The sequence below is a fragment of the Novilysobacter viscosus genome (genome assembly GCF_046600715.1).
GTDB lineage: Bacteria > Pseudomonadota > Gammaproteobacteria > Xanthomonadales > Xanthomonadaceae > Lysobacter_C > Lysobacter_C viscosus.
The window spans coordinates 1-24,821 of sequence record NZ_JBJMAV010000001.1 but is presented as its reverse complement, the minus strand read 5'-3'; the positions used below and the strand labels follow the sequence as shown (position 1 = coordinate 24,821).

Genomic DNA, 24,821 nt, shown 5'->3' with positions numbered 1-24,821 from the left:
CGGACACAGCATCATCCTGCTTCCGACAACGCGTCCGACAATCGCTCTACGCCCACCACCTGCATGTCGCCGATCCGACCGGACCGGGGCGCATTGCCCTTGGCCACGATCGCGCGCTTGAAGCCGTGGGTGGCGGCTTCCTTCAGGCGGTCTTCGCCATTGGGCACGGGGCGGATCTCGCCGGACAGGCCAACCTCGCCAAACGCGATCGTTCCTTCCGCCAGCGGTGCATCGCGCAGCGAGGACAGCACCGCCAGCAGCACCGGCAGGTCCGCCGCGGTCTCCTGCACGCGGATACCGCCCACGACGTTCACGAACACGTCCTGGTCGCCGACCCCGACGCCGCCGTGCCGATGCAACACGGCCAACAGCATGGCCATGCGATTGCCGTCCATGCCGACCGCCACCCGCCGTGGATTTGACAGCGGGGATGCGTCCACCAGCGCCTGCACCTCCACCAGCAGGGGCCGGGTGCCTTCACGCGTCACCATCACGCAGCTGCCGGGCTGGCGCGTGCTGCCCCCGGAAAGGAAGATCGCCGACGGGTTGGGCACTTCCTTCAGGCCCTTGTCGCCCATCGCGAACACGCCCAGTTCGTTGACCGCGCCGAAGCGGTTCTTGAACGCGCGCAACACCCGGAACCGGCTGCCGCTCTCGCCTTCGAAATACAGCACTGCGTCGACCATGTGTTCCAGCACGCGGGGGCCGGCAATGCCGCCCTCCTTGGTCACGTGGCCGACCAGGAATACCGACGTGCCGGTTTCCTTGGCGAAGCGCACCAGTCGCGCCGCGCTCTCGCGCACCTGGCTGACCGAACCGGGCGCCGCGCCCAGCTCTTCGGTCCACAGGGTCTGCACCGAATCGGCGACGATCAGCCCCGGTCGCATCCGGGCGGCGTGCTCGAGGATGCGCTCTATCCCGGTCTCCGCCAGCGCATGCACGCCATCAAGCGGGAGCCCCAGCCGCGCGCCGCGTCCGGCCACCTGCGAGAGTGACTCCTCGCCGGTCACGTACAGGCCCGGGAGCATCGCGGCCATGTGCGACACCGCTTGCAGCAGCAGCGTTGACTTGCCGATGCCGGGGTCACCGCCCACCAGCACCACCGCTCCGGGCACCAGGCCTCCGCCCAGCACGCGGTCGAACTCGCCGATCCCCGTGCTCACGCGGGATTCCTCGGAGTGGCGGACGTCCTTGAGCGGCGTCACCGCGGGGGCGTCGACCTTGCCCGCCCAACTCGCCCGACGGGAAGATGCCACGCCCTTGGCCGCGGATGCCGGCGCCACGACGAATTCGCTGAGCGAATTCCACGCCGCGCATTCGGCGCACTGGCCCTGCCATTTGTTGTGGTCGGCCCCGCATTCGGAGCAGACGTACGCGGTACGCGCCTTGGCGGCGCCGGGCTTGGTGGCGGGCTTGGACATGGAGGGCTGGCGAACGGCGGGAAGGCGCACTTTAGCGGCACGCATTCGCGCAGCGCGAGACAAAGCGGCCGGGAAAACGCAGAAGACCCGCCTGGGCGGGTCCTCTGGAACCCCCGCGCAGCGCACGGGGCAATTGGATGGTGCCGGAAATAGGAATCGAACCTACGACCTACGCATTACGAATGCGCCGCTCTACCAACTGAGCTATTCCGGCGTGGGGAGCGATTCTAGCGGTTGCCGGGTCAATCCACCAGCGCAGCCGCGGCTCCTAGGGCAGGGCGAACACGATGTCCTTCGGCGCCCCGAGCAGCTCCCGGAGGTGGTTGTGCCGAGCTTTCCGGAGGCGTGGCAGACCGGAATGGACCTGCCCATTCAAGGAGCATCCCAGTTGTCTCACCAATGCCACGCCAACCACAGAAAGCCACCAGCGACTCTCCGACCCGAACATGCCGCCGCCATGGTGCTCCGACAGCACTACTGTGACGCGGTCGTTCCGTGGCCTGGCTGAGGGGCCATTGCCGTTTCAATGGAGGAGTCCGCTTCGGATGCCTCCATGCTTGTGATCCCACGCCAGCCCAAAACTGCCGCTCGCTGCTGCATCGCCGTCGTCGTCGTCACCGCCGCGTGGATCTTCCCCGCTCAGGCGCAGGAACCGAACCAGGCACACGCCGGGCATGCACTCGGCTCCGTGCATTTCCCGGTTTCGTGCAGCGCACCGGCGCAGCGTGAATTCGACCGTGCGTTGGCGCTGCTGCACCACATGACCTATCCGCAGGCACGTTCGGCCTTCGTGGCGCTTACCCGGCGAGAACCCGATTGCGCAATGGCCCACTGGGGCGTGGCGATGACGCTGTTCCAGCCACTGTGGCCGACACGACCGACGCCCGCCGATCTGGAGCGCGGCGGGGACGCCATCGAAGCCGCACGCGCAGCGCCGCCGCCACGCGACCGCGAGAAACACCTCATCAACGCCGCTGCTGCGTTCTTCGACAACCAGGGCTCGCCCCCCTACTGGGACCGCATCGGCCGCTGGGAGGCCGCCATGTATCGCGCGCACGAGGCCTTCCCCGAGGATGACGAAACCACCGCCTTCTACGCCCTGTCCCACCTGGCCGTGGCGCCCGCGAACCAACAGTCGCGTGCCAATGCCGATCGTGCCGCCACGCTGCTCCTGCCCGTTCTTGAGCGCAACCCCCTGCACCCGGGCGCCATGCATTACCTGGTGCACGCCAACGACACGCCGGGACGCGAGCGCGAGTTGCTGCACCTCGTGCGCAAGTACGAGTCCGTTGCACCCGACAACCCCCATGCCCTGCACATGCCCACCCACATCTACACCCGGCTTGGCGAGTGGCCTTCGGTGATTCGGGGCAACCTGCGCGCGGCCCAGGCGGCCCTCGCGCACCCCGCCGGTGAGAGCGGCGAGTACACGTGGGACGAGTTCGCCCATGCCATCGAATACCTGGTTTACGCGGAATTGCAGCAAGGAGGCGACGCAGCGGCGCTCGCACACCTGCGCCGCCTACAGATGCAGCCGAACCTGGAGCCGAGTTTCAAGACTGCGTTCCACCTCTCATCCACGGCAGCGCGCTACGCGCTGGAGCGAGGCGACTGGAAGGCGGCTGCGGCCCTGCCCGTCCGGATGCCGGCGTCGCTGGCGTGGGACAAGTTTCCATGGCCAGAAGCCGTCACCTGGTTTGCCCGTGGGATCGGCATGGCCAGGGGCGGCGATGCCGAGGGATCGGCGAGTGCGATCTCCCGGATGTTGCAGCTTGAAGCAGCCGCGACCGACGCAGGCGAAGACCTGTTCGCGCGAAGCATCCGCGTGCTGCGGCTTGCGGTGGAAGGCTGGCATGCACAGGGACAAGGCCACGCCGATCGCGCGCGCGACCTGCTTTCCCGGGCAGCGGCGTTGGAAGCCTCCACGCCCAAGCACGCAGTCACGCCTGGGCCCACGTTACCCGCCGAGGAGCAGCTGGGCGATCTGCTGATGCAACAGGGTCAACACGCCGACGCGCTTGCCGCCTACAGCCGCGCCCTGCAGCGTTACCCCGAGCGCTTCAACAGTTTGTTCGGCGCTGCCCGCGCCGCACTTGCCAGCGGAGACCCCGAACAAGCGCGTAGCACTTTCGAACACCTGGTGTCGATGGCAACGAAGGGGCCGCGCCGGCAAGCGGTCGAAGCGTGGGGACGGACGGCATTTGAGAGCGCTGTACCTGAGGGTGTGCCCCCGTCTGCCTCGCCTCCGACCCCGAGCGCCGGGCAGGTTCGTACTCACTAGGGACCCTCGCCAACAACATCGCGAGTGCCGCCAAAGACCGGGATGGAGGCTGACTCCCCTCGAGCAGGTCCTGATGCAACCGCTCCGGACCGTGATTTCCCAAGCGCGTACGTTACCTCAGCCCACCAGCCGCAGTCGCAGCTCCATGGGCAGGGCGAACACCATGTGCTCCGGCTCACCGTGCAACTCGCTGACGCTGGCAGCGCCGAGTTCCTGCAGGCGCTCCAGCATGCTGCGGACCAGGACGTCAGGGGCGGATGCGCCGGCAGTGACACCCACGCGGCGGCGGCCGGCGATCCAGGCGGGGTCGATCTCGTCTGCGCAGTCGATCAGCCAGGCGGCCGCGCCCTCGCGCTCGCGTGCCTCGTCCAAGGTTAAGTGCCCGGCGGCCGAGCGTACGACGCTTCCCACGGGCCCACTCGACGATCCACGCTTTGTAGCCGGAGAGCTGGGGCGGAGGATCAATCCTTTCATGGCTAGGTCCCGGAGCTCGTAGGGGCGATCCTGCGAAACAGCGGTGGCGACGAGGCCTTTGGTGAGAGCGGTCGGCATTGCCTGTCTGCTTCGGAAAGTGGCCGCAAGTGCAGACTAAGACGGGCTAGAAATGCCTGTCCACGCGGATCATCCGTGTCCTGGGGCGTGTAGCGAGGCAGCGTCAAACCGCCCAATGCAAAGCCAGGTGCGGCTGGTTAGCCGAAGTAGTGCTGGGAGAAGATATCGAACCGGTGCGCTGCACAAGGTTCTGCGGGCCGCTCAAGCCGACGCTGGGGACATTACGAATGCGCCGCTCTACCAACTGAGCTATTCCGGCGGATGTTGCGAGCCGGCGCGCGGCCGGCGGCGGGGCCGCAAGGGGGCGGATTGTAGGCGCCGCCGCGCGGCAGGGTCAATCGAGCGCTCCGGCGCGGCGCCGGCACGGGGCCCGCTAGTCGACCAGCTGCAGGCGCAACTCCCTGGGCAGCGCGAAAACCATGTTCTCGGGCTCACCCTCCAGCTCGGCCATTCCGCCCGCCCCAAGGGCGCGGAGGCGGTCGATCACGCCCTGCACCAGCACCTCCGGCGCGGAAGCACCCGCAGTGATGCCGATGCGGCGGCGTCCGGCGACCCATGCAGGGTCGATTTCGTCGGCCCCGTCTATCAGGTGGGCCTCAACGCCCTGGCGCTCGGCCAGTTCCCGCAGGCGGTTGGAATTGGAGCTGTTGACCGAGCCGACCACCAGTACGAGGTCGCACTCCTCCGAGAGGTTGCGCACGGCGTCCTGGCGGTTCTGGGTGGCGTAGCAGATGTCGTCGTTCTTGGGTCCCTGGATCGCCGGGAACCGCGCACGCAGTGCGGCGATGATGCCCAGCGTGTCGTCCACCGAGAGGGTTGTCTGGGTGGTGTACGCGCAGTTGTCCGGCTGGTCGAGCTGGAGCGTCGCAGCGCCTGCAAGGTCTTCGACCAGGTGGATCCGGCCGGCACCGGCCTGCACGCTCCATTGGCCCATGGTGCCCTCCACTTCCGGATGGCCGGCATGGCCGATCAGCACCATGTCCCGGCCGGCGCGGCACTGGCGCGCTACTTCCAGGTGCACCTTGGTCACCAACGGACAGGTGGCATCGAACACCTTCAACCCGCGGCGGTCCGCCTCCTGCCGCACGGCCCTGGACACACCGTGCGCGCTGAAGATCACCGTGGCACCGTCGGGTACCTCGTGCAGTTCCTCAACGAACACCGCGCCGCGCTTCTTGAGGTCGTCCACCACGAAGCGGTTGTGGACCACCTCATGGCGCACGTAGATCGGCGCGCCCAGCGACTCCAGCGCGCGGTTGACGATCTCGATCGCACGGTCGACGCCGGCGCAGAAGCCGCGGGGGTTGGCGAGCAGGATGTCCATCCCGGCGATTTTACGCCTTGCCCGGGCGCTCGGCGGGCGCGCTGCTGAACAGCCCGGCCACCGCGATGCCGATCGCGCCACCCACGATCGCCATGTCGGCGATATTGAAGGCCGGCCAGTACCAGTCCTGCCAGTGCCACTGGATGAAGTCGACGACGTGGCCATGCACCATCCGGTCGATGACGTTGCCGATCGCCCCGCCGATGACCAGCGCGTACGGCAGCGCCGTCTTCCACTCGCCGCGCGGGGTGCGCGAAAGCCAGAACGCCAGCAGGCCGGAGATCGCCACCGCCAGGACAAGGAAGAAGTACTTCTGCCAACCCCCGGCATCGGCCAGGAAACTGAAGGCCGCGCCGGTGTTGTAGGTGCGGTACCAGTTCCATATGCCCTCGATCACCGGCACGGCGGTGTACTCGGGCAGCGAGGTAAGCACCCAGTACTTGGTCAGCTGGTCCAGGGCAAGGACAAGGGCTGAAACGGCGAGCCAGGGCAGTGCGTTGCGGCGGGTCGGTTGCATGGAGGTCCGAAGAGGTGCGTTGGAGTAGTGACTGCGGTCAGGCTACCGGGCGGGCCGGGATCAGCCGGGTCGGCATCTCGTGGGCCAGCCCATCACACGCCCGGAGCAATGAGAATCCGCTGAGGCCGTGGGCACCGGTACCGCAGGAAGAATGCGGGGAAGAGGCTCAGAACCAGCGGCGGTCTTCGCCCTGGCCGTCGACATTGTCCACGCACCGGCCACACAGGGTGGGATGCGCCGCATGCTGTCCGACGTCGGCCTGGTAGTGCCAACAGCGGCCGCACTTGGACTTCTCACTGGCCGAGGCCGAGACGACGATTTCCTTCGCGCCATCGTCCGCGGCCAGCGAAACATCGCCGGTAATGAACAGGAAACGCAGCTCCTCCACGAACGGGGAGAGCCAGTTCTGCTCCGACACCCCGCACGCGAGCGAGATTTCCGCTTCCAGCGCCGCGCCGATCTCGCCCGCGGCGCGCATCGGCTCCAGTGTCCGGCTCACCGATTCGCGCAGCGCCAGCAGCCGCTTGAAGTCCGCCGCGGTCAGCGCCGCCTCGGCCGGCATCGGCGCCACTCCGTCGTACCAGGTGGTGAACAGGACGTGGCCGTCGCGTTCCCCGGCCGCCGGAGCCGGCAGGTGGCCCCACATCTCCTCGGCGGTGAAGCTCAGGATCGGCGCGATCCAACGCACGAACGCTTCGGCGACGTGGTACATCGCGCTCTGCGCCGAGCGCCGGCCCCGCGAGTCCTCCGGCATGGTGTACAGCCGGTCCTTGGTGACATCCAGGTACAGCGAGCCGAGGTCGACACTGCAGAAGTTGGACAGGATCTGCACGACCTCGGCGAAGTCGTAGCGCTCGTACGCATCGGTGATGCGGCCCTGCAGCTCGTGGGCCCGGTGCACGATCCACGCGTCCAGCGCGACCATGTCGTCCATGGCGCGCAGGTGCCGGGCCGGCTCGAAGCCGTGCAGGTTGCCCAGCAGGAAGCGCGCGGTGTTGCGGATACGGCGGTACGCGTCGGCGCTGCGCTTGAGGATGTCATCGGAGACCGACATCTCGTTGCGGTAATCCGCCGATGCGATCCACAGCCGCAGCACGTCCGCGCCCATCGCGTCGATGACCTTCTGCGGCTCGACCACGTTGCCCAGCGACTTGGACATCTTCTTGCCCTGCGCATCGACGGTGAAGCCGTGCGTGAGCACCTGCCGGTACGGCGCCACGCCATCGATGGCCACGCCGGTCAGCAGCGAACTCTGGAACCAGCCGCGATGCTGGTCCGACCCCTCCAGGTACAGGTCGGCGGGCTTGCGCAGCCCGTCACCGGCACGCTGCGCGAGTACGCACTCATGGGTGACGCCCGAATCGAACCAGACGTCCAGGATGTCGGTGACCTTCTCGTAGCCCTCCGCCTCGTCACCCAGCAGGTCGGCAGGGTCCAGCGCATGCCACGCGTCCACCCCGCCTTGCTCCACCCGGTCCGCCGCCTGCCGCATCAGCTCGGCTGCGCGCGGGTGCGGCTCCTTGGTCAGTCGGTCGATGAACAGCGCGATCGGCACGCCCCAGTAGCGCTGGCGGGAAATGGTCCAGTCCGGACGGCCCTCGACCATGCCGGCGATGCGCGCCTCGCCCCACTCGGGCACCCACTTGACCTGCCCGATCTGCGCCAGCGCGTCGCGCCGCAGGCCCGCCTGCTCCATGGAAATGAACCACTGCGGGGTGGCACGGAACGCCACCGGCGTCTTGTGGCGCCAGCAATGCGGATAACTGTGGTTGAGGCGCTCGAACGCGAGCAACGTGCCGTTTCCGCGCAACACTTCGACGATGGCGTCGTTGGCCTTCCAGATGTGCTGGCCGGCCAGCGCCACGCCGTCGGCAGGCGGGGTCGAGGGCAGGTACACACCACGCGCGTCGACCGGATTGAGCGTCGCCGCGTCCAGCCCTTCGACCAGGCCGTACTGCTGGGACACCGCGAAGTCCTCCTGGCCATGGCCGGGCGCGGTATGGACCGCGCCGGTGCCGTCCTCGTCGGAGACGTGCTCGCCCAGCAGTACCTGGATCTCGCGGTCGGCATAGAACGGGTGCTGCAGGCGCAGGCCTTCCAACTCGGCGCCGGTCGTGCGGCCGAGCTCGACCACCGCATCCACGCCATAGCGTGCAAGCGCGCGTTCGACCAGCGCCGCAGCCAGCACCAGCAGGCGACGTCCGCCAGAGGGCGCGGCAGGGCCCTGGACCAGAACGTATTCCAGCCGGGCACCGACCGACACCGCCAGGCTGGCCGGCAACGTCCACGGGGTGGTGGTCCAGATCGGCATGGCGACGTCGTCGCCGGCATCCACCGCCACGCCGAAGGCCGCGGCGAGCTTGGCCGGCTGGCGCGCGGAATAGGCCACGTCGACCGCGGGGGACTGCTTGTCCGCGTATTCGATCTCCGCCTCGGCCAGCGCCGAGCCGCAATCGAAGCACCAGTGCACCGGCTTGGCGCCGCGCTGCAGGTGGCCGCGTTCCACGATCCGGGCCAGCGCACGCAGCATGTCCGCCTCGTAGCGGAAGTCCATCGTGCGGTACGGGTTGTCCCAGTCGCCGAGCACGCCCAGGCGCTTGAAATCGCGGCGCTGGATGTCGATCTGCTCGGCCGCGTACTCGCGGCACTTCTGGCGGAAAGCGGCGGCATCGAGCTTGTCGCCGACCTTGCCGTGCTTTTTCTCCACCGCCAGCTCGATCGGCAAGCCGTGGCAATCCCAGCCCGGCACATAGGGCGCGTCGAACCCCGACAGCAGGCGCGACTTCACCACCACGTCCTTGAGCACCTTGTTGACCGCATGTCCGATGTGGATCGCGCCGTTGGCATACGGCGGGCCGTCGTGCAGCACGAAGCTGCGCTCGCGGCCGCCCACGCGCTCGCGGATGCGCTGGTAAAGGCCCTGCTCCTCCCAGTTGGCGAGCATCTTCGGCTCGCGCCTGGGCAGGTCGCCACGCATCGGGAAATCGGTCGCGGGCAGGTGCAGGGTCGCCTTGTAGGGATTGGCGTCGTCGTTCTTTGCGCTCACGCAGTCGCTCTTCGGTCGTGGTGCAGGAGGGCGCGCGCCTGCTCGGCGTCACGGTGCATCTGGGCGGTCAAGTCGGCCAGGTTGTCGAACTTTTCCTCGTCGCGCAGGCGGGCGACGAACTCGACCTCGATCCGGCTGCCGTAGAGGTCGCCTTCGAAGTCGAACAGGTGGGCTTCCAGCACCGGCTCGCCGCCATCAACCGTCGGCCGGGTGCCCAGGCTGGACACCGAAGGCCACGCGTCCAGGCCCGGTCCGTGGACACGCGTGGCGTGGATGCCCGACAGCGCGGGAGTGTCCCCATCGAAATGCAGGTTGGCGGTCGGATAGCCGAGTTTGCGGCCCAGCTGGCGGCCGCGCCGGACGCGGCCACTGATGGCGTAGGGACGCCCCAGCAGACGCTCGGCCAGCGCGAAGTCGCCCTCGGCCAACGCCGCGCGGATCCGGGTGCTGGACACGCGTTCGCCGTCCAGCAGCACCGGCGCGATCTCCCCCGCGTCGAAACCCAGCTCCCGGCCCTGGGCCCGGAGCGTTGCGAGGTCACCCTGGCGTCCCTTGCCGAAATGGAAGCCCGGGCCCACCCAGACCTCGCGCGCACCCAGTCGCCGGGCCAGCACGTCGCGGCAGAAAGCCTCGGCGGACATCCCGGCCATGCGCGCATCGAACCTGAGCAGCCCGACCTGGTCCACGCCCAGGTCCACCAGGCCCTGCGCCTTGGCGCGGGCGGACAGCAGGCGCGGCGGCGGGGCGTCGGCGGCGAAGAACTCACGGGGCAATGGCTCGAACGTCAGTGCCACCGCGGGGACGCCCAGCGCCCGCGCGCGGTCCACCGCGTGGCGCACCAGTGCCCGATGCCCCAGGTGCAGGCCGTCGAAGGCGCCGATGCAGACCACACTGCCGTGCGGGCATCGGGGCCCGCCGTCGACGTCTCGGAACAGCCTGCTCATCGGCCGAAGTATAGCCGGGGTGGGGGTTTGGCCGGTGTCGCGCGGGCGCGGGCGATCCGTGCAACTGCAGGAGCGACTCTCAATGCCTCATGTGGCGAGGTCGCAGGCCCAGAGCGACCAGCACCACGGCATACGCCGCAGCGCCGGCGGCAATCGCCGCCAGCAACCAGAGCCACCGCCAGGCCATGGCCAGGTCGGTCCAGTCGCCGACGTGCGTACGCACCGCAAGCACCGCTGCGGTCATCGCCGCGAGGCCCGCCAGGATCCGCAGCAGCCAGCTCGCCCAGCCCGGCGCGGCACGGTATATCCCGTCGCGGCGAAGGTAGCGCCACAACAGTGCCGCGTTCAGCACTCCGGCCAGCGCGGTGGCACCGGCGATGCCCACGTGCGCGGCCTCGAACCCGGCCATCCACAGGGGCGTGACGAATGCGACGGTCAGGACCACGTTCGCCACCACCGTGATGACCGCCGCCCGCATCGGGGTGCGGGTGTCCTGCCGCGCATAGAACGCCGGCAGCAACACCTTGCTGAGCATGAACGTGGGGATTCCCACGCTCATCGCCATCAGCGCGTATCCCACCATCCGCGTGTCCTGGTCGGTGAAGGCACCGCGGCGGAACAGCGAAGCGGTCAATGGCTCGGCCAGCAGCGCCAGCCCCAACGCGGCCGGCATGCCCACCAGCAACACGGTGCGCAGGCCCCAGTCCAAAGACCGCGAGTACCCGTCGGCATCGTCGTCGGCGTGGTGGCGCGACAACTGCGGAAGGATCACCGTGCCGATCGCCACGCCGAACAGGCCGAGCGGCAACTCGGTGAGGCGGTCGGAGTAGTAAAGCCACGACTGCGCGGCCGGCACCAGCAGGGAGGCGAATACCGTGCCCACCAGCAGGTTCACCTGCGCGACCGAGGAGGAGAAGATCGTCGGCAACATCAACCGCCAGACCCGGCGCACGCCTTCGTGGCGCAGGTTGAAACGGAAGCGCGGGCGGATGCCCAGCCGGCCCATCGCCGGCCACAGCACCAGCATCTGCGCGATGCCGGCTGCCAGCACGCCCCAGGCGAGCGCCTTCTCGGGCACGTCCATGTAACCGGCCAGCAGCAGCATTGCGCCGATCAGCATCAGGTTGTGCAGCACGGGGGTCAGCGCCGGAAGGCCGAACTGCTTGAAACTGTTGAGTACCGCGCCGGCCAGGGCCGTCATCGAGATGAAGGTCAGGTACGGGAAGGTGACCCGCAGCATTTCGGCGGCCAGGGGCACCGTCTGCGCGTCGGGGGCGGCGAAAAGCAGGAACAGCTCGGCGATCCACGGGGCCGCCAGCATGCCCAGGCCGCTGACCAGGATTACGATCGCCAGCAGCGCGCCGGCGACGTGGTCGAGGAAGTCCTGCATGGCCTCGGGGTCCCCACGCTGCTTGAGCTCCGACAGCACGGGTACGAACGCCGAGGCGAACGATCCCTCGGCGAAGATCCGCCGCAGGTAGTTGGGAATGCGGTAGGCCACCACGAAGGCACTGACCGCGGGACCGGCCCCGAACAGGTGGGCCTGCACCGCGTCGCGCACGTAGCCGGCGATGCGCGAGATGAAGGTCATCGCGCTGAACACGGCACTGGAGCGAAGCATCCCGCCCCCGCTGCGGGGACCGGGCTCCGGGGTAGCCGCAGCCGGGTCCGGGGCCGGAGCGGTCAAGCGGGGCCCCGGGAGGGGGTCAAGTTGACGCAAGCCACTGAATCGCCCATAATTTCCTGTCTGCCTTCGCGCACACCCAACCCCTCTTTACCGTACCACCCATTTTTCAGGAATTCGCCGTGGCAAACATCAAGTCCGCCAAGAAGCGCGCCAAGCAGGCCGTCGTTCGCAACGCCCGTAATGGCAGCCAGCGTTCGATGCTGCGCACCGCCGTCAAGAAGGTGCTCAAGGCGCTGGGCGAGAACGACGCCGCTGGCGCCGAGACCGCTTTCGCCACCGCGCAGCCGATCCTCGATCGATTCAGCGCCCGTGGCCTGATCCACAAGAACAAGGCAGCGCGCCACAAGGCCCGCCTGAACGCCCGCATCAAGGCGCTCAAGGCTGCCTGATCCGGCGTCGCCGAGTCACCGAAAAACCCGGCCCCGGCCGGGTTTTTTCGTTTGTTCCGGTTGTGTCGGGCGCCCGCACTGCAGGGCCCATCCTTTAACGCCTGGCTTGGCCGCGAAGGTGGACGGCGTCAGGCATCCCCGCCGTTGGCCGCGGCCTCCAGCGCGTCTTCGCGCTGGCGGTCGAAGAACGCCATGACCTCCAGCATCACCGGCCACGTGCCATCCCGGCCGATGGCCGACACCAGGAACCATCGGTCGCTCCAGCCGAGTTCGTCGACGACGGCCCGTGCGGCCGCCTGGCGCTCGTCCTCGGGCAGCAGGTCGGCCTTGTTGAGCACGAGCCACCGCGGCTTGGCCAGCAGCTCCGGATCGTGTCGCTCCAGTTCGCGCTCGATTGCACGCACCTGCTCGGCCGGGCTGATCTCCACCCCGCCCTCCATCGGCGCGATGTCCACCAGGTGCAGCAGCAGGCGCGTGCGCTGCAGGTGGCGCAGGAACTGCGCGCCCAGCCCGGCACCATCGGCAGCACCTTCGATCAGTCCGGGGATGTCGGCGATCACGAAGCTGCGGTAGGCCTCGACGCTGACCACCCCCAGGTTGGGATACAGCGTGGTGAAGGGGTAGTCGGCCACCTTGGGCGTCGCCGCCGACACCGCACGGATGAGCGTGCTCTTGCCTGCATTGGGAAAGCCGAGCAGGCCGACGTCGGCCAGCAACTTGAGCTCCATCCTGAGCTCACGCTCCTCGCCCGGCAGGCCGGGCAGCGCCTTGCGCGGCGTGCGGTTGGTCGAGCTCTTGAAGTGCATGTTGCCCAGCCCGCCCTTGCCGCCGTGCGCCACCAGCAGGCGCTCGCCGTGGGTGGTCAGGTCGCCGATCACCTCGTCGGTCGCGATGTTGGTCACGGTGGTGCCCACCGGCACCCGGATCACCAGGTCCTCGCCGGCCTTGCCATACATCTGCCGGCCCATGCCGTTCTCGCCACGCTGCGCCTTGAACTGCTTCTGGTGGCGGAAATCCACCAGGGTGTTGAAGTTCTCGTCGGCCACCAGCCACACGCTGCCGCCATCGCCGCCATCGCCGCCGTCGGGCCCGCCCAGCGGGATGTACTTCTCGCGGCGGAAGCCCACGCAACCATTGCCGCCATTGCCGGCGACCACCTGGATTTCGGCTTCGTCTACTAGTTTCACGGTCTGGATCCAGAGGCAGTGGGGATGGAACGGGGAACGGGGACATTAGCAACAGCAGCAGCGGCGCCAGGCGATATCTCGTGGTCCGCCTTTGAGCCCGACCCAGCGGCCCTCGACCGCGCCCGGCCGACCGCCGCAGAAACGAAAAACCCCGCCGAAGCGGGGTCTTCGACTGCCGCGCCGGGCGACTACTCGCTGACGACGCTGACCGTGCGGCGCTTCTTGGCGCCCTTCACCGCGAACTGCACCTTGCCGTCAACCAGCGCGAACAGGGTGTGGTCGCGGCCGAGGCCGACGCCGCTGCCCGGATGGAACTGGGTGCCGCGCTGGCGCACGATGATGTTGCCGGCCTCGATGGCCTGGCCGCCGTAGATCTTTACGCCCAGGTACTTCGGGTTGGAGTCGCGGCCGTTGCGGGTGGAACCTACGCCTTTTTTCTGTGCCATGGCGGCTTCTCCTTACTTCTGGTCGCCACCGGCGATGCCGGTGATCTCGATTTCGGTGTAGTACTGCCGGTGGCCCATCTGCTTGCGATGGTGCTTGCGGCGGCGGAACTTGACGATGCGGATCTTGTCGGCGCGGCCGTGGCCGACGACCTTGGCGCTGACGCTGGCGCCCTTGAGCGCGTCGCCGAGCTTCACGCCTTCGCCGTCACCCAGCATCAGGACGTTGTCGAACTTGATCTCGTTGCCTTCTTCCGCTTCGAGCTTTTCGACGCGGAGCGTCTCGCCCTTCATCACGCGGTATTGCTTACCGCCGGTGACCAGAACTGCGTACATGACCGGATTCCTCTGTAGTTATTTTTTGGTCCTGGCCACCCTTGGCGGGCAGACAGAAGCGGAATTGTAGGGGATTCAGATAGTTGGAGCAACCGGGGCAATCCCCCGCCCGTCGAAGCGCCTGCAGCGGCGAGCGGGCCCTGGCGGCCCGACGTGACGGCGTTCAAGGCGTGGCCCCGTCCCGGCCAAGCCGCCGCCTTCCTGAACTGCGTCACCGGCCCGCGTCTTCCCTTTCCCGCATTTGCCCCAATTCAGGCCAGTCGCTACGCTCCCCTGTTCGCCGGCGTGTTGCCCGCCGGCCTCCCATCGAAGGCCCCCACCGACGCATGGATACCATCCGCATCCGCGGCGCGCGCACGCACAACCTCAAGAACATCGACCTCGACCTGCCGCGGGACAAGCTGATCGTCATCACCGGGTTGTCGGGCTCGGGCAAGTCCTCGCTGGCGTTCGACACCATCTATGCTGAAGGCCAGCGCCGCTACGTCGAGTCGCTGTCGGCCTATGCGCGCCAGTTCCTGAGCGTGATGGAGAAGCCAGACGTCGACCACATCGAAGGCCTGAGCCCGGCCATCTCGATCGAGCAGAAGTCGACCTCGCACAACCCGCGCTCCACCGTCGGCACCATCACCGAGATCTACGACTACCTGCGCCTGCTCTACGCGCGCGTGGGCACGCCGCGCTGTCCGGACCACCACTACCCGCTGGAAGCCCAGACGGTCAGCCAGATGGTCGACCAGGTCATCGCGCTGGCCGACAAACCCGGCACCGCCGAGCAGCGCTACATGCTGCTGGCGCCGGTGGTCAGGGAGCGGAAGGGCGAGCATGCCCAGGTGTTCGAGCAGTTGCGCGCCCAGGGCTTCGTCCGCGTCCGCGTGGACGGCGTGCTGCACGAGATCGACGCGGTGCCGCCGCTGGCCCTGCGGGTCAAGCACACCATCGAGGCGGTGGTCGACCGGTTCCGCCCGCGCGCGGACATGAAGCAGCGGCTGGCCGAATCCTTCGAGACCGCATTGAAGCTGGGCGATGGCATGGCCTCGGTGGTATCGCTGGACGAGGGTCCCGCGGAACCCCTGCTGTTCTCCTCCAAGTACAGCTGCCCGGTATGCGACTACGCGCTGCCGGAGCTGGAGCCGCGGCTGTTCTCGTTCAATTCCCCGGTCGGCGCCTGCCCCACCTGCGACGGCCTGGGCGTAGCGCAGTTCTTCGACCCGGCCCGCGTCGTCGTGCACCCGGAGCTGGCCCTGTCAGCCGGCGCCGTGCGCGGCTGGGACCGCCGCAATGCCTACTACTTCCAGCTGATCCAGTCGCTGGCCCGGCACTACCAGTTCGACGTCGACGCACCCTGGCAGTCGTTGCCCGAATCGATCCGCAATGCGGTCCTGTTCGGCAGCGGAACCGAGCTGGTCACCTTCACCTACCTCACCGACGGGGGCGGCCGCAGCCCGCGCCGGCACCGCTTCGAGGGCATCGTGCCCAACCTCGAGCGACGCTACCGCGAAACCGAGTCGGCGGCGGTGCGCGAGGAGCTCACCAAGTACATCAGCGAGCGCGCCTGCACCGAGTGCGGCGGCGCCCGCCTCAACCGCGCCGCGCGCAACGTGTTCGTGGACGACCGGCCGCTGCCGGACATCGTGGTCCTGCCGATCGACGAGGCGCTGACCTTCTTCAAGGGGCTGCAGCTCCCGGGCTGGCGCGGCGAGGTCGCGGCCAAGATCGTCAAGGAGATCGGCGACCGCCTGCGCTTCCTGGTCGATGTCGGGCTGGACTACCTGTCGCTGGAGCGCAAGGCCGACTCGCTGTCGGGCGGCGAAGCGCAACGCATCCGCCTGGCAAGCCAGATCGGCGCCGGGCTGGTGGGCGTGCTGTACGTGCTCGACGAGCCGTCCATCGGCCTGCACCAGCGCGACAACGAGCGCCTGCTAGGCACCCTCACCCGCCTGCGCGACATCGGCAACACGGTGATCGTGGTCGAACACGACGAGGACGCCATCCGCCTGGCCGACCATATCGTCGACATCGGCCCGGGTGCGGGCGTGCACGGTGGCGAGGTGGTGGCGCAGGGCTCGTTCAAGGACGTACTCAAGGCGCCGCGCTCGCTGACCGGCCAGTACCTCAGCGGCAAGCGGCGGATCGAGGTGCCCAGCAAGCGCCGCGCGCCGGACCCGAAGGCGACCCTGCACCTGCGCGGCGCCACCGGCAACAACCTCAAGAACGTCGACCTGGACATCCCCGCCGGGCTGTTCACCTGCGTCACCGGCGTGTCCGGCTCGGGCAAGTCGACGCTGATCAACGACACGCTGTACCCGATCACCGCCAACGAGCTCAACGGCGCGTCGCAGACGGTGGCGCCGTACGTGTCGGTCGAGAACGTCGACCTGTTCGACAAGGTCGTGGACATCGACCAGTCGCCAATCGGGCGTACGCCGCGTTCCAATCCCGCGACCTACACCGGCCTGTTCACGCCGCTGCGCGAGCTGTTCGCGCAGGTGCCCGAATCGCGTGCCCGCGGCTACGCACCGGGTCGCTTCAGCTTCAACGTGCGCGGCGGCCGCTGCGAGGCCTGCCAGGGCGATGGCCTGATCAAGGTCGAGATGCACTTCCTGCCCGACGTCTACGTGCCCTGCGATGTCTGCGGCGGCAAGCGCTACAACCGCGAGACGCTGGAGATCCTCTACAAGGGCTACAACATCAACGACGTGCTGGAGATGACCGTCGAGGATGCACTGAACCTGTTCGAAGCCATCCCGTCGATCTCGCGCAAGCTGGAAACCCTGATCGATGTCGGCCTGAGCTACATCAAGCTGGGCCAGAGCGCGACCACGCTCTCGGGCGGCGAGGCGCAGCGGGTGAAGCTGTCGAAGGAACTTTCGCGCCGCGACACCGGGCGCACGCTGTACATCCTCGACGAGCCCACCACCGGCCTGCATTTCCACGACATCGAGCACCTGCTCGCGGTGTTGCACCGCCTGCGCGATGACGGCAACACGGTGGTGGTGATCGAGCACAACCTGGACGTGATCAAGACCGCCGACTGGATCGTCGACCTCGGCCCGGAGGGCGGCCACCGCGGCGGCACCATCCTGGCCACCGGCTCGCCCGAGCAGATCGCGGGGCTGCCGCATTCGCACACCGGCCGGTTCCTCGCGCCGCTGCTGCCCGCCGGCAAGTCCAGCGCGAAGCCAAAGTCCAACCCCCGCACCGGTGGCACGCCGGCCCGCAAGAAGACCACCAAGAAGAAGTCCGCCGCATGAGCGACGACCAGACACCCACTGACCCCTCCCCGGCCAAGGCCAAGGCCCGCAAGGCCGCGCCCCGCAAGCGCAAGCCGTCCACGCGCAAACCCACCGCGCGCACCAAGCCACCGGCTGCGCCGCAGGCCGATGCGCCTGCGTCCAGTGCTCCCGTCGCCGATGCCGTGCAGCGCCGGCTGATCGAGGTGCCGATGCCGGTGCGCTGGCGTGACCTGGACGCGTTCAACCACGTCAACAACTCCAAGTACCTCAGCTACCTGGAGGAAGCGCGGCTGCACTGGATGCTGGGGGTGCCCGGCCAGGGCCTGGACGAGGACGTCGCGCCGGTCGTCGCGGCGGCCCACCTCAACTACCGCCGCCCGATCGAATGGCCCCGGCAGCTCCGCATCGAGCTGCTGGTCGAGCGTCTGGGCAACACCAGCCTGACCGTTGCGCACCGGATCACCGATTCGGAAGACGCATCCACGCTCTACTGCGACGGCTACGTCGTACTGGTGTGGATCGACCGCCAGACCGGCCAGGCGGCGCCGCTTCCCGCCGGGGTCCGGGACGCCTGCCAGGGGTGACCCGCGCCCGATCGCGGTCGGGCGGGATGGTCGTCACCCTGCCTGCGGCAACAGGCGACGCCAGCACGGCCTGGGCACCGTGCGTGCTCAGCGACTCCCGGCCGCGCGCACCTCGAACAGCACCGCGCGCGTGCCGCCACCCTCCAGCTCCAGGACCACGTCCACGCTGCCATCCGGCTCCAGCTTCCCGCGCGGGTGCCTCAGCATGAGGTGCAGTCCGCCGGGCTGCAGCTCGACCTGGGCACCTGGCGGCACCGGCAGCCGTGCGACCGGCCGCATTCGACTGATGCCGTCGACGCGGGTGGACTCATGGAGCGAGACGTCCCCGAACGCATCACTGCGCGCGCCCAAGACGGTGATGGTCGAGGCGCATGGATTGTGGAGGCGCACGAAGCCGGCGAGCATCGGCATCGCGACCGGTGGCAGGCGCACCCATGCCCCCGCCGCCTGCAGTGCGCAGGACCCACGGGCGGCCTTGACTGGCGCCGCCGGTGCCGCCGGTGCCGCCGTGGAGACGAGCGGCATGGCAGCGAGCAGCGCCCCCACCAGCGTCAAAACACGCGTCATCTTCATCGGCCTATGATACCGGGAGGCCATGAATGGAGCGCGCGATGCACCGTCCCCTTACCCTTCTTGCAGCGGCACTTGCCCTCGCGGCGTGTACCCCGGACGGCCAGCGCGGTGACGATACGGCCGTGGTGCAACCGGCGGTCACCCCGACCACCGACCCGGCCGATGCCGGCAGCGCACCTGCGGGCGCGATCCCCGAAACCCGCCTGACCATTTACAGCGGCGACTACGAGGCGCTGGGCCAGAGCGCCACGCCCGGCATCGGCATGCCCGGCTATGCGCTGGTCGAACGCCCGCTCAGCTACGCGCTCAAGCGCGGCACCAACTCCGTCTCGGCAGCCAGCGTACCGCCGGCGATGGACGTGGAAGCCGCGGTACTGCGCCCGGCGGGAGACGGCACCAGCGTGCTTTCGCAGCGCTACCTCGCAGGCCTGTCGGTCGGGGGCGACGTACTGGGCCAGGCGGTGGGGCAACGGGTCGCGGTGGAGCACACCTCCGGTGGCGCCAAGCAGACCGACAACGGGACCCTGGTGTCGTCATCGGGCACCAGCCTGGCGCTGGCGCTCAACGACGGGCGCATCAAGGTGATCCGCGACTACGACAGCTTCAGCGTGATCGACGGCACCACCACCTTCCCGGGCCAGCCTTCGCTGCAGTGGACCGTCGACGCCGCCGCGGCGGGAGACGCGGCGTTCACCCTGCACTACCCGATGGGGGGGATGGCGTGGCGTGCCGAATACACCGCGACACTTGCGCCGGGCGACGGCTGCGCACTCTCGCTTGACGGTGCGGCGCTGGTCGCCAACCGTTCGGGCGTCACCTTTACCGACGCGCGCGTCACCCTGGTGGCCGGGGAACCCGAGCGCGTCCGGCAGGACCGTCCGGAGATGCGTGAGCGTGCCGCCGTGGAACAGATGGCCATGGACGCCGCCGCGGGCAACATGCCCACGCAACGCCGCTCGGCCGAATACCACGCCTACGACCTGCCCCGCGCGGTCCGCATCACCCAGGGCGCCACCGAGCGCATCGCGCTGTTCCCCACTCGCACCAAGGTCGCCTGCGAGCGTGCCTACGTCGTCGAAGCCGACAGCCAGGAATGGCAGCCGCCGCAACCGATGCTGGACCCGGGCTATCGCGGCAGCACCGGCAAGCTGCCGGTGGTGGTTGCGGTGTCGCTGCAGAACAGCAAGGAGTCGGGCCTGGGCCAGCCGTTGCCGGCCGGGCGCGTGCGCGTGTTCGACGGTGCGGACTTCCTGGGCGAGTCCCGGCTTGACCACATCGCAGCGGGCGGCGAGGTGCGGGTGGAAGTGGGCGAGGCCTTCGACCTCTCGGCGGAACGCGAGAACACCGCCTTCAACGTCGACCGGAGCGGACGCACCATCACCGAATCGTTCGCGGTGACCCTGCGCAACGCCAAGCCCGGCGATGCCACCGTCCGCGTGGTCGAGCCCCTGCCGCGCTGGAGCGACTGGGAGATCGTCGAGAGCAGCGTGCCGTCCGAACGCCAGGATGCCCGGCATGCGGTGTTTGAAGTCCCGGTACCGGCGGGCGGCGAGACGCGGCTGACCTACACGGTGCGCTACCGCTGGGCGCGGGACGTCATCCAGTGAGTGCCATTGCGGGCATCGAGACGGTTGCGCACGCCCACGACATCGTCGAACTGCGCCTGGCGCGCCCCCCCGTCAATGCGCTGGAGGCCTCGCTCTGCGACGGCCTGCGCGATGCGGTGAAGGCGGCCGTCGCCGGGGGCGCCCGCGGCCTGGTGCTGTCCAGCAGCGCCAAGGTGTTTTCCGCTGGCCTGGACGTGCCCCACCTGATGTCCCTGGGCGGCGACCGGTCCGCGATCACCGCGATCTGGGAGTCGTTCTTCGGCGCCGCCCGCGCGCTCGCGGCATGTCCGGTGCCCGTGGTGGCGGCCATCACCGGCCATGCGCCCGCCGGCGGTTGCGTGCTCGCGCTGTGCTGCGATTACCGGGTGATGGCGTCGGGCCCCTGCTCCATCGGGCTCAACGAGACCCAGGTGGGGTTGGCAGCGCCAGAGGGCGTCCAGCGCCTGCTTCGGCGTGTGGTGGGCCCGTACCGGGCCGAGCGCATGCTGGTGGCAGGCGAAATGATGGATGCCGCCAACGCGCTTCGCATTGGCCTGGTCGACGAGGTGGTGGACATCGACAGCGTCGTGCAGCGCTCGGTAGTCTGGCTGGAGCACCTGCTGGCACTCCCGGGCGAAGCGATGCTCGCGACCCGGGAGATGGCCCGCGCGGACCTGGTCGAGGCATTGCAGCCACGACACATCCAGCTGGATCGCTTCATGGACGCCTGGTACCGGCCGGACTGCCAGAACGCCCTGCACGCGCTGATGGCGCGGCTGGGTAAATAGCGATGGATCCGCGATCCTGTTGGCCGTCGAACCTAGATCGATGATGGGGCGGCGCGTCGCGCGTTGGCTCGACCCCTGCCCTCTCGGATCGAACAGGCAACCTGCGATGGATCACGGCTGAACCGTTCCTACGCCGGACCCCGGGCGACCGGGCGCGCCGGATCCTCGATCCAGCCGCTCCACGAACCCGTCGCCAACCCGGCGCCCGGCAGCCCCGCATGCGCCATCGCCAGCAGGTGGTGGCAGGCGGTGACGCCCGAACCGCACATGGCCACCCAGTCGCTGGCGGGTCGGCCCGCCAACAGCGTTCCGAACTCATCCGCGAGGCGTGCTGGAGGCTTGAAGCGACCGTCGTCCAGGTTGTCGGAAAAGGGCCGGTTGACCGCGCCCGGGACATGCCCCGCCACGCGGTCGATGGGTTCCACGTCGCCGCTGAAGCGCTCCGGCGCCCGTGCGTCGACCACGCCACGGCCCGCGGCCAGGTGCCGCTGCAATCGGGCGCTGTCGAGCAGGGCCGCATCATCGAATTGCACCCGATAGCCGGACCGACCGGGCGGAGGCACGTGCGAATCCACCGGCAGGCCCCGTTGCTGCCACCCTGCCCAGCCCCCGTCCAGAACCGCGACGCGTTGATGACCGGCCATGCGCATCAGGCACCACAGGCGAGCCGCGGCAAGCGCACCACCGGCGTCGTCGTAGGCGACCACTTGCGTACCAGGGGTCACGCCCCATGCCGAAAGCACCTGGCCAAACGCTTCGGCGGCGGGCCAGGGGTGCCGGCCCTCGCCGCTGCCCGGCGGACCGGAAAGATCGCGATCCAGATGCGCATACCGCGCCCCGGCCACATGGGACATGCGATACGCATCCTCGCCGGCACCGGGATCGGCCAGCGAAAACCGCGCATCGACCACCACGACCTCGCCGTCGACCAGCGCCGCCGCCAGGGCATCGGGATCCACCAGGGTGGTCCAGCCGGTCCGGTCGCTCGATGTCATCGGATCGCCTCCAGTCGCGCACGAAGGTTGAGCAGCATCGAGGCGGTCGCACCCCAGATGCGCTGGGCGGGATAGCGGAACTCGTGCACCTCGCGCTGTTGCCCGCGGTAGTCCAACCGCTGCGAGGCAAGGTTGCACGGGTCCAGCAGGAACCCCAGCGGCACCTCGAATACATCGGCCACTTCCGACGGATCGGGTACCGGCTGGTAGCCCACGTCGATAAGCGCCACGACCGGCGTGATCCGGAACCCGGTGATCGTGGCCAGGGGATCCAGGAACCCCAGCGGAGCTACCTGAGTGGGATGCAGGCCAATTTCCTCTCCCGCCTCGCGCACGGCCCCGGCCACCGCATCGGCATCCTCCGGTTCGAGCCGACCGCCCGGGAAGCTCACCTGTCCGCCATGGTGGCGTAGGGCATCGGTGCGGCGGGTCAGGATCACCTGCGTGCCTTCATCGCGTGGCACCAGGCCGACCAGGACGGCGGCCTGTACCAGGACTGCCGGGTCGGGGATCAGGTCATCGAGATCCGGGAGGTTCCAGCCGGCGCCTCCGGGTGGCGCATCGAGCGGATGGAGTGCCTCGCCCAGGCGCGGGCAGTCCCGGGGCGGCAGGTACGGGTTCCGGGTGCACGGGCGGGCCATGCCCCGAGGCTACCCCAGTCGCCCGGCCTCGCGCGCGGGCAGCACGGTGTCCATCCACCGAAGACGTTCGTCGTCGCCCATCTGCGACCACTGCGCGATTTCCGCGAGGGTGCGGTGGCAGCCTTCGCACAGGCCATCGGCGTCGAGGGTGCAGATGCCGATGCACGGACTGAGCACGGCGCGGAAGGTGGCCTCGTTCATCCTGGTCCTGAAATGCATTGCGCCGGCGTGGGCCGGCGCAATGGTTGAACGTTGAAGCTGGATCGGCGACGCCGCACCAGCGGGACGCTGCAGCGGCAAGCCCGACAGCGCTGCGCGCGGACGGACGGACCGGTGCGTTACTTGACGCTGACGAGCTTGATCTCGAACTGCACCGCCACGTTCGGCGGGAACGGCGTGTTCGGGTTGGCACCGTACGCGCGCTCCGGCGGCAGGGTGACCTCCCACTTGGCGCCGGCCGGCATCTGCAACAGCACCTCACGCATCGCCGGCATTTCGATCTCGCTGATCTTCATGGCCGGTACCGACTGCGCGGGCCGCGCCTGCGGTGGGCGTTCGCCCCACGCGAACGGTCCGGCGATCTGCAGTTCGACCGTGCTGGCCTGCGTCGGCTTGGCGCCGTTGCCGGCTTCGATCACGCGGTACTGCACGCCACTGGCAAGCGACTTGACCCCGGACTTGCCCTTGTTCTGCGCGAGGAAACCGTCGCTCTTGGTCTTGTTGGTGGCGGCGGCCTTCTCCCACTCGGCCTTGGCCCTGGCCTGCTGGCGCTGCTGCATGTTCTGCACCGCGCTGCGAAGCTGGTCGACCGGCACTGCCGGCTCCTTCTTCGCATAGCCCTCCTGCAGGCCCTTGATGATGCTGCTGACGTCGACCTGTTCACCGCTCTCGGCGGCATTGCGACCCAGGTCGTACCCGAGCGCATAGCTCAACTTGCCCTTCTCCGAGGAGATGTCCTGTGCGGCGGCGCTACCGGCGGCCATGGCAACTGCGGCGACGGCGGCCGCGATCAAACGCAACTTCATTCGGTAAAACCTCCGATAATGGCGCGGGACAGCGCTGGGCCATCCCGTTTCGTCCAGGACATGCATGCCCGGATTGGATGCGCAAACCGGGTCATGGGACCCCGACTTGACGGGCTAGGATAGCGGCGGCATGGCTTAACTGCCACTGACGCCGACCTTCTGACACCGCATCGGCGCTCGAGTTCCACGCCCGGCCGGTCTCCACCCCCTCCACAATGAACGGGTCATCCATGTCCGAATCGCCCCTGCTGATCGAAGACACCGGCGCCGTGCGCCGCATCACCGTCAACCGCCCCGACAAGCTGAACGCCCTGAACCTGGCCACCCTGGATGCGCTCGCCGAGGCATTCGAAGCGGCCGGGCGGGACGACGCGGTCCGGGCCGTGGTGCTGACCGGCGCCGGGGCCAAGGCCTTTGTGGCCGGCGCCGACATCGCCGAGATGAATACCCTCACCCCGGTCCAGGGGCGCGATTTCTCGCAGCGCGGCCAGCGGATGATGCGTGCGGTGGAGACCCTGTCCAAGCCGGTGGTTGCAATGGTCAACGGCTTCGCGCTCGGCGGCGGGCTGGAGCTGGCGATGTGCTGCCACCTGCGCGTGGCCGCCGACACCGCGAAGGTCGGCCAGCCGGAGGTCAACCTGGGACTGATCCCGGGGTTCGGTGGCACCCAGCGCCTGCTGCGCCTGGCGGGCCGCGCCGCGACCCTGGAGCTGTGCCTGGTCGGCGCGCCGATCGATGCGAACCGCGCGCGCGAGCTGGGCATCGTCAATCGCGTGGTGCCCGCCGCGGAACTGGAAACGGAAACGATGAAACTCGCCCAGCAGTTGGCGGCATCGGCACCCCTGGCGATGCGTGGCGTACTGGATTGCGTGAACTTCGGTGGCGAGTGCTCGATCGAGGAAGGACTGGCCTACGAAACGGCGCAGTTCGGGTTGATGTTCTCCACGACCGACATGCGCGAAGGGACTGGCGCTTTCCTCGAGCGGCGCAAGCCCGCGTTCACCGGCAGCTGAGCACGGCCAATCGCATGGCCACTGTCGGATCGCCCTGCAACCACTGCGGTTGCCAGCTGGACGGCGGCGCCGTGCAGCACGTGATTGTCGCGGCACTGCGTATCGATGACCTCGACAGGGCGATCCGGGCCGGGCTGCTGGCCGACCTTCCGCCGTGCACGGGTTGCAGTGCCGCCTGCAGCACACTGGTCGCGACGGCGCGGGCCGACCGCCTGTCGGCGCTGGCCGCGCGCGACCGCCACCGCGCGCGCCA

General features: G+C 68.9%; 19 protein-coding genes, 1 tRNA gene and 3 pseudogenes. 8 read left to right on the top strand and 15 right to left on the bottom strand.

Annotated elements, in window-relative coordinates; translation table 11 throughout:
• Positions 1 to 11: 11 nt before the first annotated feature.
• Positions 12 to 1,421, bottom strand: a complete 1,410-nt coding sequence (radA, locus tag ACJQWL_RS00115) for a DNA repair protein RadA (RefSeq protein ID WP_330968687.1) — start codon at positions 1,419 to 1,421, stop codon at positions 12 to 14.
• Between the two features lie 138 nt (positions 1,422 to 1,559).
• Positions 1,560 to 1,635: transfer RNA gene (locus ACJQWL_RS00110), tRNA-Thr, on the bottom strand.
• Between the two features lie 312 nt (positions 1,636 to 1,947).
• Between ACJQWL_RS00110 and ACJQWL_RS00105 the strand changes: the two genes are divergently transcribed.
• The gene (locus ACJQWL_RS00105) at positions 1,948 to 3,702 is read left to right on the top strand and encodes a tetratricopeptide repeat protein (RefSeq protein WP_411300652.1); all 1,755 of its coding nucleotides are present in this window, start codon (positions 1,948 to 1,950) and stop codon (positions 3,700 to 3,702) included.
• Positions 3,703 to 3,819: 117 nt separating this feature from the next.
• Here the strand turns inward: ACJQWL_RS00105 and ispH (ACJQWL_RS00100) are convergent.
• From ispH (ACJQWL_RS00100) to murJ, 6 genes and pseudogenes are all read right to left on the bottom strand, one after another.
• Positions 3,820 to 4,074, bottom strand: a pseudogene (ispH, locus tag ACJQWL_RS00100) (4-hydroxy-3-methylbut-2-enyl diphosphate reductase); the annotation flags it as partial.
• Between the two features lie 553 nt (positions 4,075 to 4,627).
• Positions 4,628 to 5,578 (bottom strand): 4-hydroxy-3-methylbut-2-enyl diphosphate reductase, encoded by a 951-nt coding sequence (gene ispH / locus ACJQWL_RS00095; RefSeq protein ID WP_411300651.1) that lies wholly within the window; start codon positions 5,576 to 5,578, stop codon positions 4,628 to 4,630.
• A 10-nt stretch (positions 5,579 to 5,588) separates the two neighbouring features.
• Positions 5,589 to 6,095: a signal peptidase II gene (lspA, locus tag ACJQWL_RS00090; protein ID WP_330968691.1), complete on the bottom strand. Its 507-nt coding sequence runs from the start codon at positions 6,093 to 6,095 to the stop codon at positions 5,589 to 5,591.
• A gap of 166 nt (positions 6,096 to 6,261) precedes the next feature.
• Positions 6,262 to 9,072 (bottom strand): isoleucine--tRNA ligase, encoded by a 2,811-nt coding sequence (gene ileS / locus ACJQWL_RS00085; protein WP_330968705.1) that lies wholly within the window; start codon positions 9,070 to 9,072, stop codon positions 6,262 to 6,264.
• A 65-nt stretch (positions 9,073 to 9,137) separates the two neighbouring features.
• Entirely contained in the window at positions 9,138 to 10,085 is a 948-nt protein-coding gene (locus tag ACJQWL_RS00080; RefSeq protein ID WP_330968692.1) for a bifunctional riboflavin kinase/FAD synthetase, read from the bottom strand.
• A gap of 79 nt (positions 10,086 to 10,164) precedes the next feature.
• The gene (gene murJ, locus ACJQWL_RS00075) at positions 10,165 to 11,706 is read right to left on the bottom strand and encodes a murein biosynthesis integral membrane protein MurJ (protein ID WP_330968693.1); all 1,542 of its coding nucleotides are present in this window, start codon (positions 11,704 to 11,706) and stop codon (positions 10,165 to 10,167) included.
• Positions 11,707 to 11,891: 185 nt separating this feature from the next.
• On the opposite strand from murJ, the gene rpsT reads away from it, so the two are divergent.
• Entirely contained in the window at positions 11,892 to 12,161 is a 270-nt protein-coding gene (rpsT, locus tag ACJQWL_RS00070) for a 30S ribosomal protein S20 (RefSeq protein ID WP_330968694.1), read from the top strand.
• 128 nt (positions 12,162 to 12,289) lie between these two features.
• Here the strand turns inward: rpsT and cgtA are convergent, their stop codons facing one another.
• The 3 genes from cgtA to rplU all read right to left on the bottom strand — a co-directional run bounded on the left by cgtA (position 12,290) and on the right by rplU (position 14,127).
• Positions 12,290 to 13,348 (bottom strand): Obg family GTPase CgtA, encoded by a 1,059-nt coding sequence (gene cgtA, locus ACJQWL_RS00065; protein ID WP_330968695.1) that lies wholly within the window; start codon positions 13,346 to 13,348, stop codon positions 12,290 to 12,292.
• A gap of 188 nt (positions 13,349 to 13,536) precedes the next feature.
• Complete coding sequence (gene rpmA / locus ACJQWL_RS00060; RefSeq protein WP_330968696.1) at positions 13,537 to 13,794, bottom strand: 50S ribosomal protein L27; 258 nt, start codon at positions 13,792 to 13,794, stop codon at positions 13,537 to 13,539.
• Positions 13,795 to 13,806: 12 nt separating this feature from the next.
• Complete coding sequence (rplU, locus tag ACJQWL_RS00055; RefSeq protein ID WP_330968697.1) at positions 13,807 to 14,127, bottom strand: 50S ribosomal protein L21; 321 nt, start codon at positions 14,125 to 14,127, stop codon at positions 13,807 to 13,809.
• A 326-nt stretch (positions 14,128 to 14,453) separates the two neighbouring features.
• Between rplU and uvrA the strand changes: the two are divergent.
• Positions 14,454 to 17,403, top strand: a pseudogene (uvrA, locus tag ACJQWL_RS00050) (excinuclease ABC subunit UvrA).
• Positions 17,404 to 17,572: 169 nt separating this feature from the next.
• A complete protein-coding gene (locus ACJQWL_RS00045) occupies positions 17,573 to 17,947 on the top strand; it encodes an acyl-CoA thioesterase (RefSeq protein ID WP_330968706.1) in 375 nt (124 codons plus the stop codon).
• Between the two features lie 87 nt (positions 17,948 to 18,034).
• Here the strand turns inward: ACJQWL_RS00045 and ACJQWL_RS00040 are convergent, their stop codons facing one another.
• Positions 18,035 to 18,514 carry a copper chaperone PCu(A)C gene (locus ACJQWL_RS00040; protein ID WP_411300650.1) on the bottom strand — a complete coding sequence of 160 codons (480 nt, stop codon included), beginning with the start codon at positions 18,512 to 18,514 and terminating at the stop codon, positions 18,035 to 18,037.
• A 44-nt stretch (positions 18,515 to 18,558) separates the two neighbouring features.
• On the opposite strand from ACJQWL_RS00040, the gene ACJQWL_RS00035 reads away from it, so the two are divergent.
• Together ACJQWL_RS00035 and ACJQWL_RS00030 are read left to right on the top strand one after the other, a co-directional pair.
• Complete coding sequence (locus ACJQWL_RS00035) at positions 18,559 to 20,127, top strand: DUF4139 domain-containing protein (protein ID WP_330968700.1); 1,569 nt, start codon at positions 18,559 to 18,561, stop codon at positions 20,125 to 20,127.
• Positions 20,128 to 20,141: 14 nt separating this feature from the next.
• Positions 20,142 to 20,894, top strand: coding sequence for an enoyl-CoA hydratase/isomerase family protein (locus tag ACJQWL_RS00030; RefSeq protein ID WP_411300711.1), 753 nt, complete (start codon positions 20,142 to 20,144; stop codon positions 20,892 to 20,894).
• A gap of 128 nt (positions 20,895 to 21,022) precedes the next feature.
• On the opposite strand, the gene ACJQWL_RS00025 is transcribed toward ACJQWL_RS00030, so the two are convergent.
• From ACJQWL_RS00025 to ACJQWL_RS00015, 3 genes and pseudogenes are all read right to left on the bottom strand, one after another.
• On the bottom strand, positions 21,023 to 21,889 hold the full coding sequence (locus ACJQWL_RS00025; protein ID WP_330968701.1) for a sulfurtransferase: 867 nt from the start codon (positions 21,887 to 21,889) through the stop codon (positions 21,023 to 21,025).
• Positions 21,886 to 22,731 (bottom strand): annotated as a pseudogene (locus tag ACJQWL_RS00020) (NUDIX hydrolase). Before ACJQWL_RS00020 ends, ACJQWL_RS00025 begins: the two are co-directional and overlap by 4 nt.
• 137 nt (positions 22,732 to 22,868) lie before the next feature.
• Positions 22,869 to 23,555 carry an FKBP-type peptidyl-prolyl cis-trans isomerase gene (locus ACJQWL_RS00015; protein WP_330968702.1) on the bottom strand — a complete coding sequence of 229 codons (687 nt, stop codon included), beginning with the start codon at positions 23,553 to 23,555 and terminating at the stop codon, positions 22,869 to 22,871.
• 230 nt (positions 23,556 to 23,785) lie between these two features.
• On the opposite strand from ACJQWL_RS00015, the gene ACJQWL_RS00010 reads away from it, so the two are divergent.
• Both ACJQWL_RS00010 and ACJQWL_RS00005 read left to right on the top strand, forming a co-directional pair.
• Positions 23,786 to 24,568: an enoyl-CoA hydratase/isomerase family protein gene (locus ACJQWL_RS00010; RefSeq protein WP_330968703.1), complete on the top strand. Its 783-nt coding sequence runs from the start codon at positions 23,786 to 23,788 to the stop codon at positions 24,566 to 24,568.
• A gap of 14 nt (positions 24,569 to 24,582) precedes the next feature.
• The coding region (locus ACJQWL_RS00005) for a hypothetical protein (protein ID WP_411300649.1) at positions 24,583 to 24,821 on the top strand (239 nt) is incomplete at its 3' end.

Coding starts and splice junctions, on each gene's coding strand:
- ACJQWL_RS00080 (WP_330968692.1), bottom strand. CDS start 10,085: ATGAGCAGGCTGTTCCGAGACGTCGACGGCGGGCCCCGATGCCCGCAC.
- ACJQWL_RS00010 (WP_330968703.1), top strand. CDS start 23,786: ATGTCCGAATCGCCCCTGCTGATCGAAGACACCGGCGCCGTGCGCCGC.
- ACJQWL_RS00025 (WP_330968701.1), bottom strand. CDS start 21,889: ATGACATCGAGCGACCGGACCGGCTGGACCACCCTGGTGGATCCCGAT.
- ileS (WP_330968705.1), bottom strand. CDS start 9,072: ATGCGTGGCGACCTGCCCAGGCGCGAGCCGAAGATGCTCGCCAACTGG.
- ACJQWL_RS00105 (WP_411300652.1), top strand. CDS start 1,948: ATGGAGGAGTCCGCTTCGGATGCCTCCATGCTTGTGATCCCACGCCAG.
- rplU (WP_330968697.1), bottom strand. CDS start 14,127: ATGTACGCAGTTCTGGTCACCGGCGGTAAGCAATACCGCGTGATGAAG.
- lspA (WP_330968691.1), bottom strand. CDS start 6,095: ATGCAACCGACCCGCCGCAACGCACTGCCCTGGCTCGCCGTTTCAGCC.
- ACJQWL_RS00045 (WP_330968706.1), top strand. CDS start 17,573: ATGCCGGTGCGCTGGCGTGACCTGGACGCGTTCAACCACGTCAACAAC.
- ACJQWL_RS00015 (WP_330968702.1), bottom strand. CDS start 23,555: ATGAAGTTGCGTTTGATCGCGGCCGCCGTCGCCGCAGTTGCCATGGCC.
- ispH (WP_411300651.1), bottom strand. CDS start 5,578: ATGGACATCCTGCTCGCCAACCCCCGCGGCTTCTGCGCCGGCGTCGAC.
- ACJQWL_RS00040 (WP_411300650.1), bottom strand. CDS start 18,514: ATGACGCGTGTTTTGACGCTGGTGGGGGCGCTGCTCGCTGCCATGCCG.
- murJ (WP_330968693.1), bottom strand. CDS start 11,706: ATGCTTCGCTCCAGTGCCGTGTTCAGCGCGATGACCTTCATCTCGCGC.
- rpmA (WP_330968696.1), bottom strand. CDS start 13,794: ATGGCACAGAAAAAAGGCGTAGGTTCCACCCGCAACGGCCGCGACTCC.
- radA (WP_330968687.1), bottom strand. CDS start 1,421: ATGTCCAAGCCCGCCACCAAGCCCGGCGCCGCCAAGGCGCGTACCGCG.
- ACJQWL_RS00035 (WP_330968700.1), top strand. CDS start 18,559: ATGCACCGTCCCCTTACCCTTCTTGCAGCGGCACTTGCCCTCGCGGCG.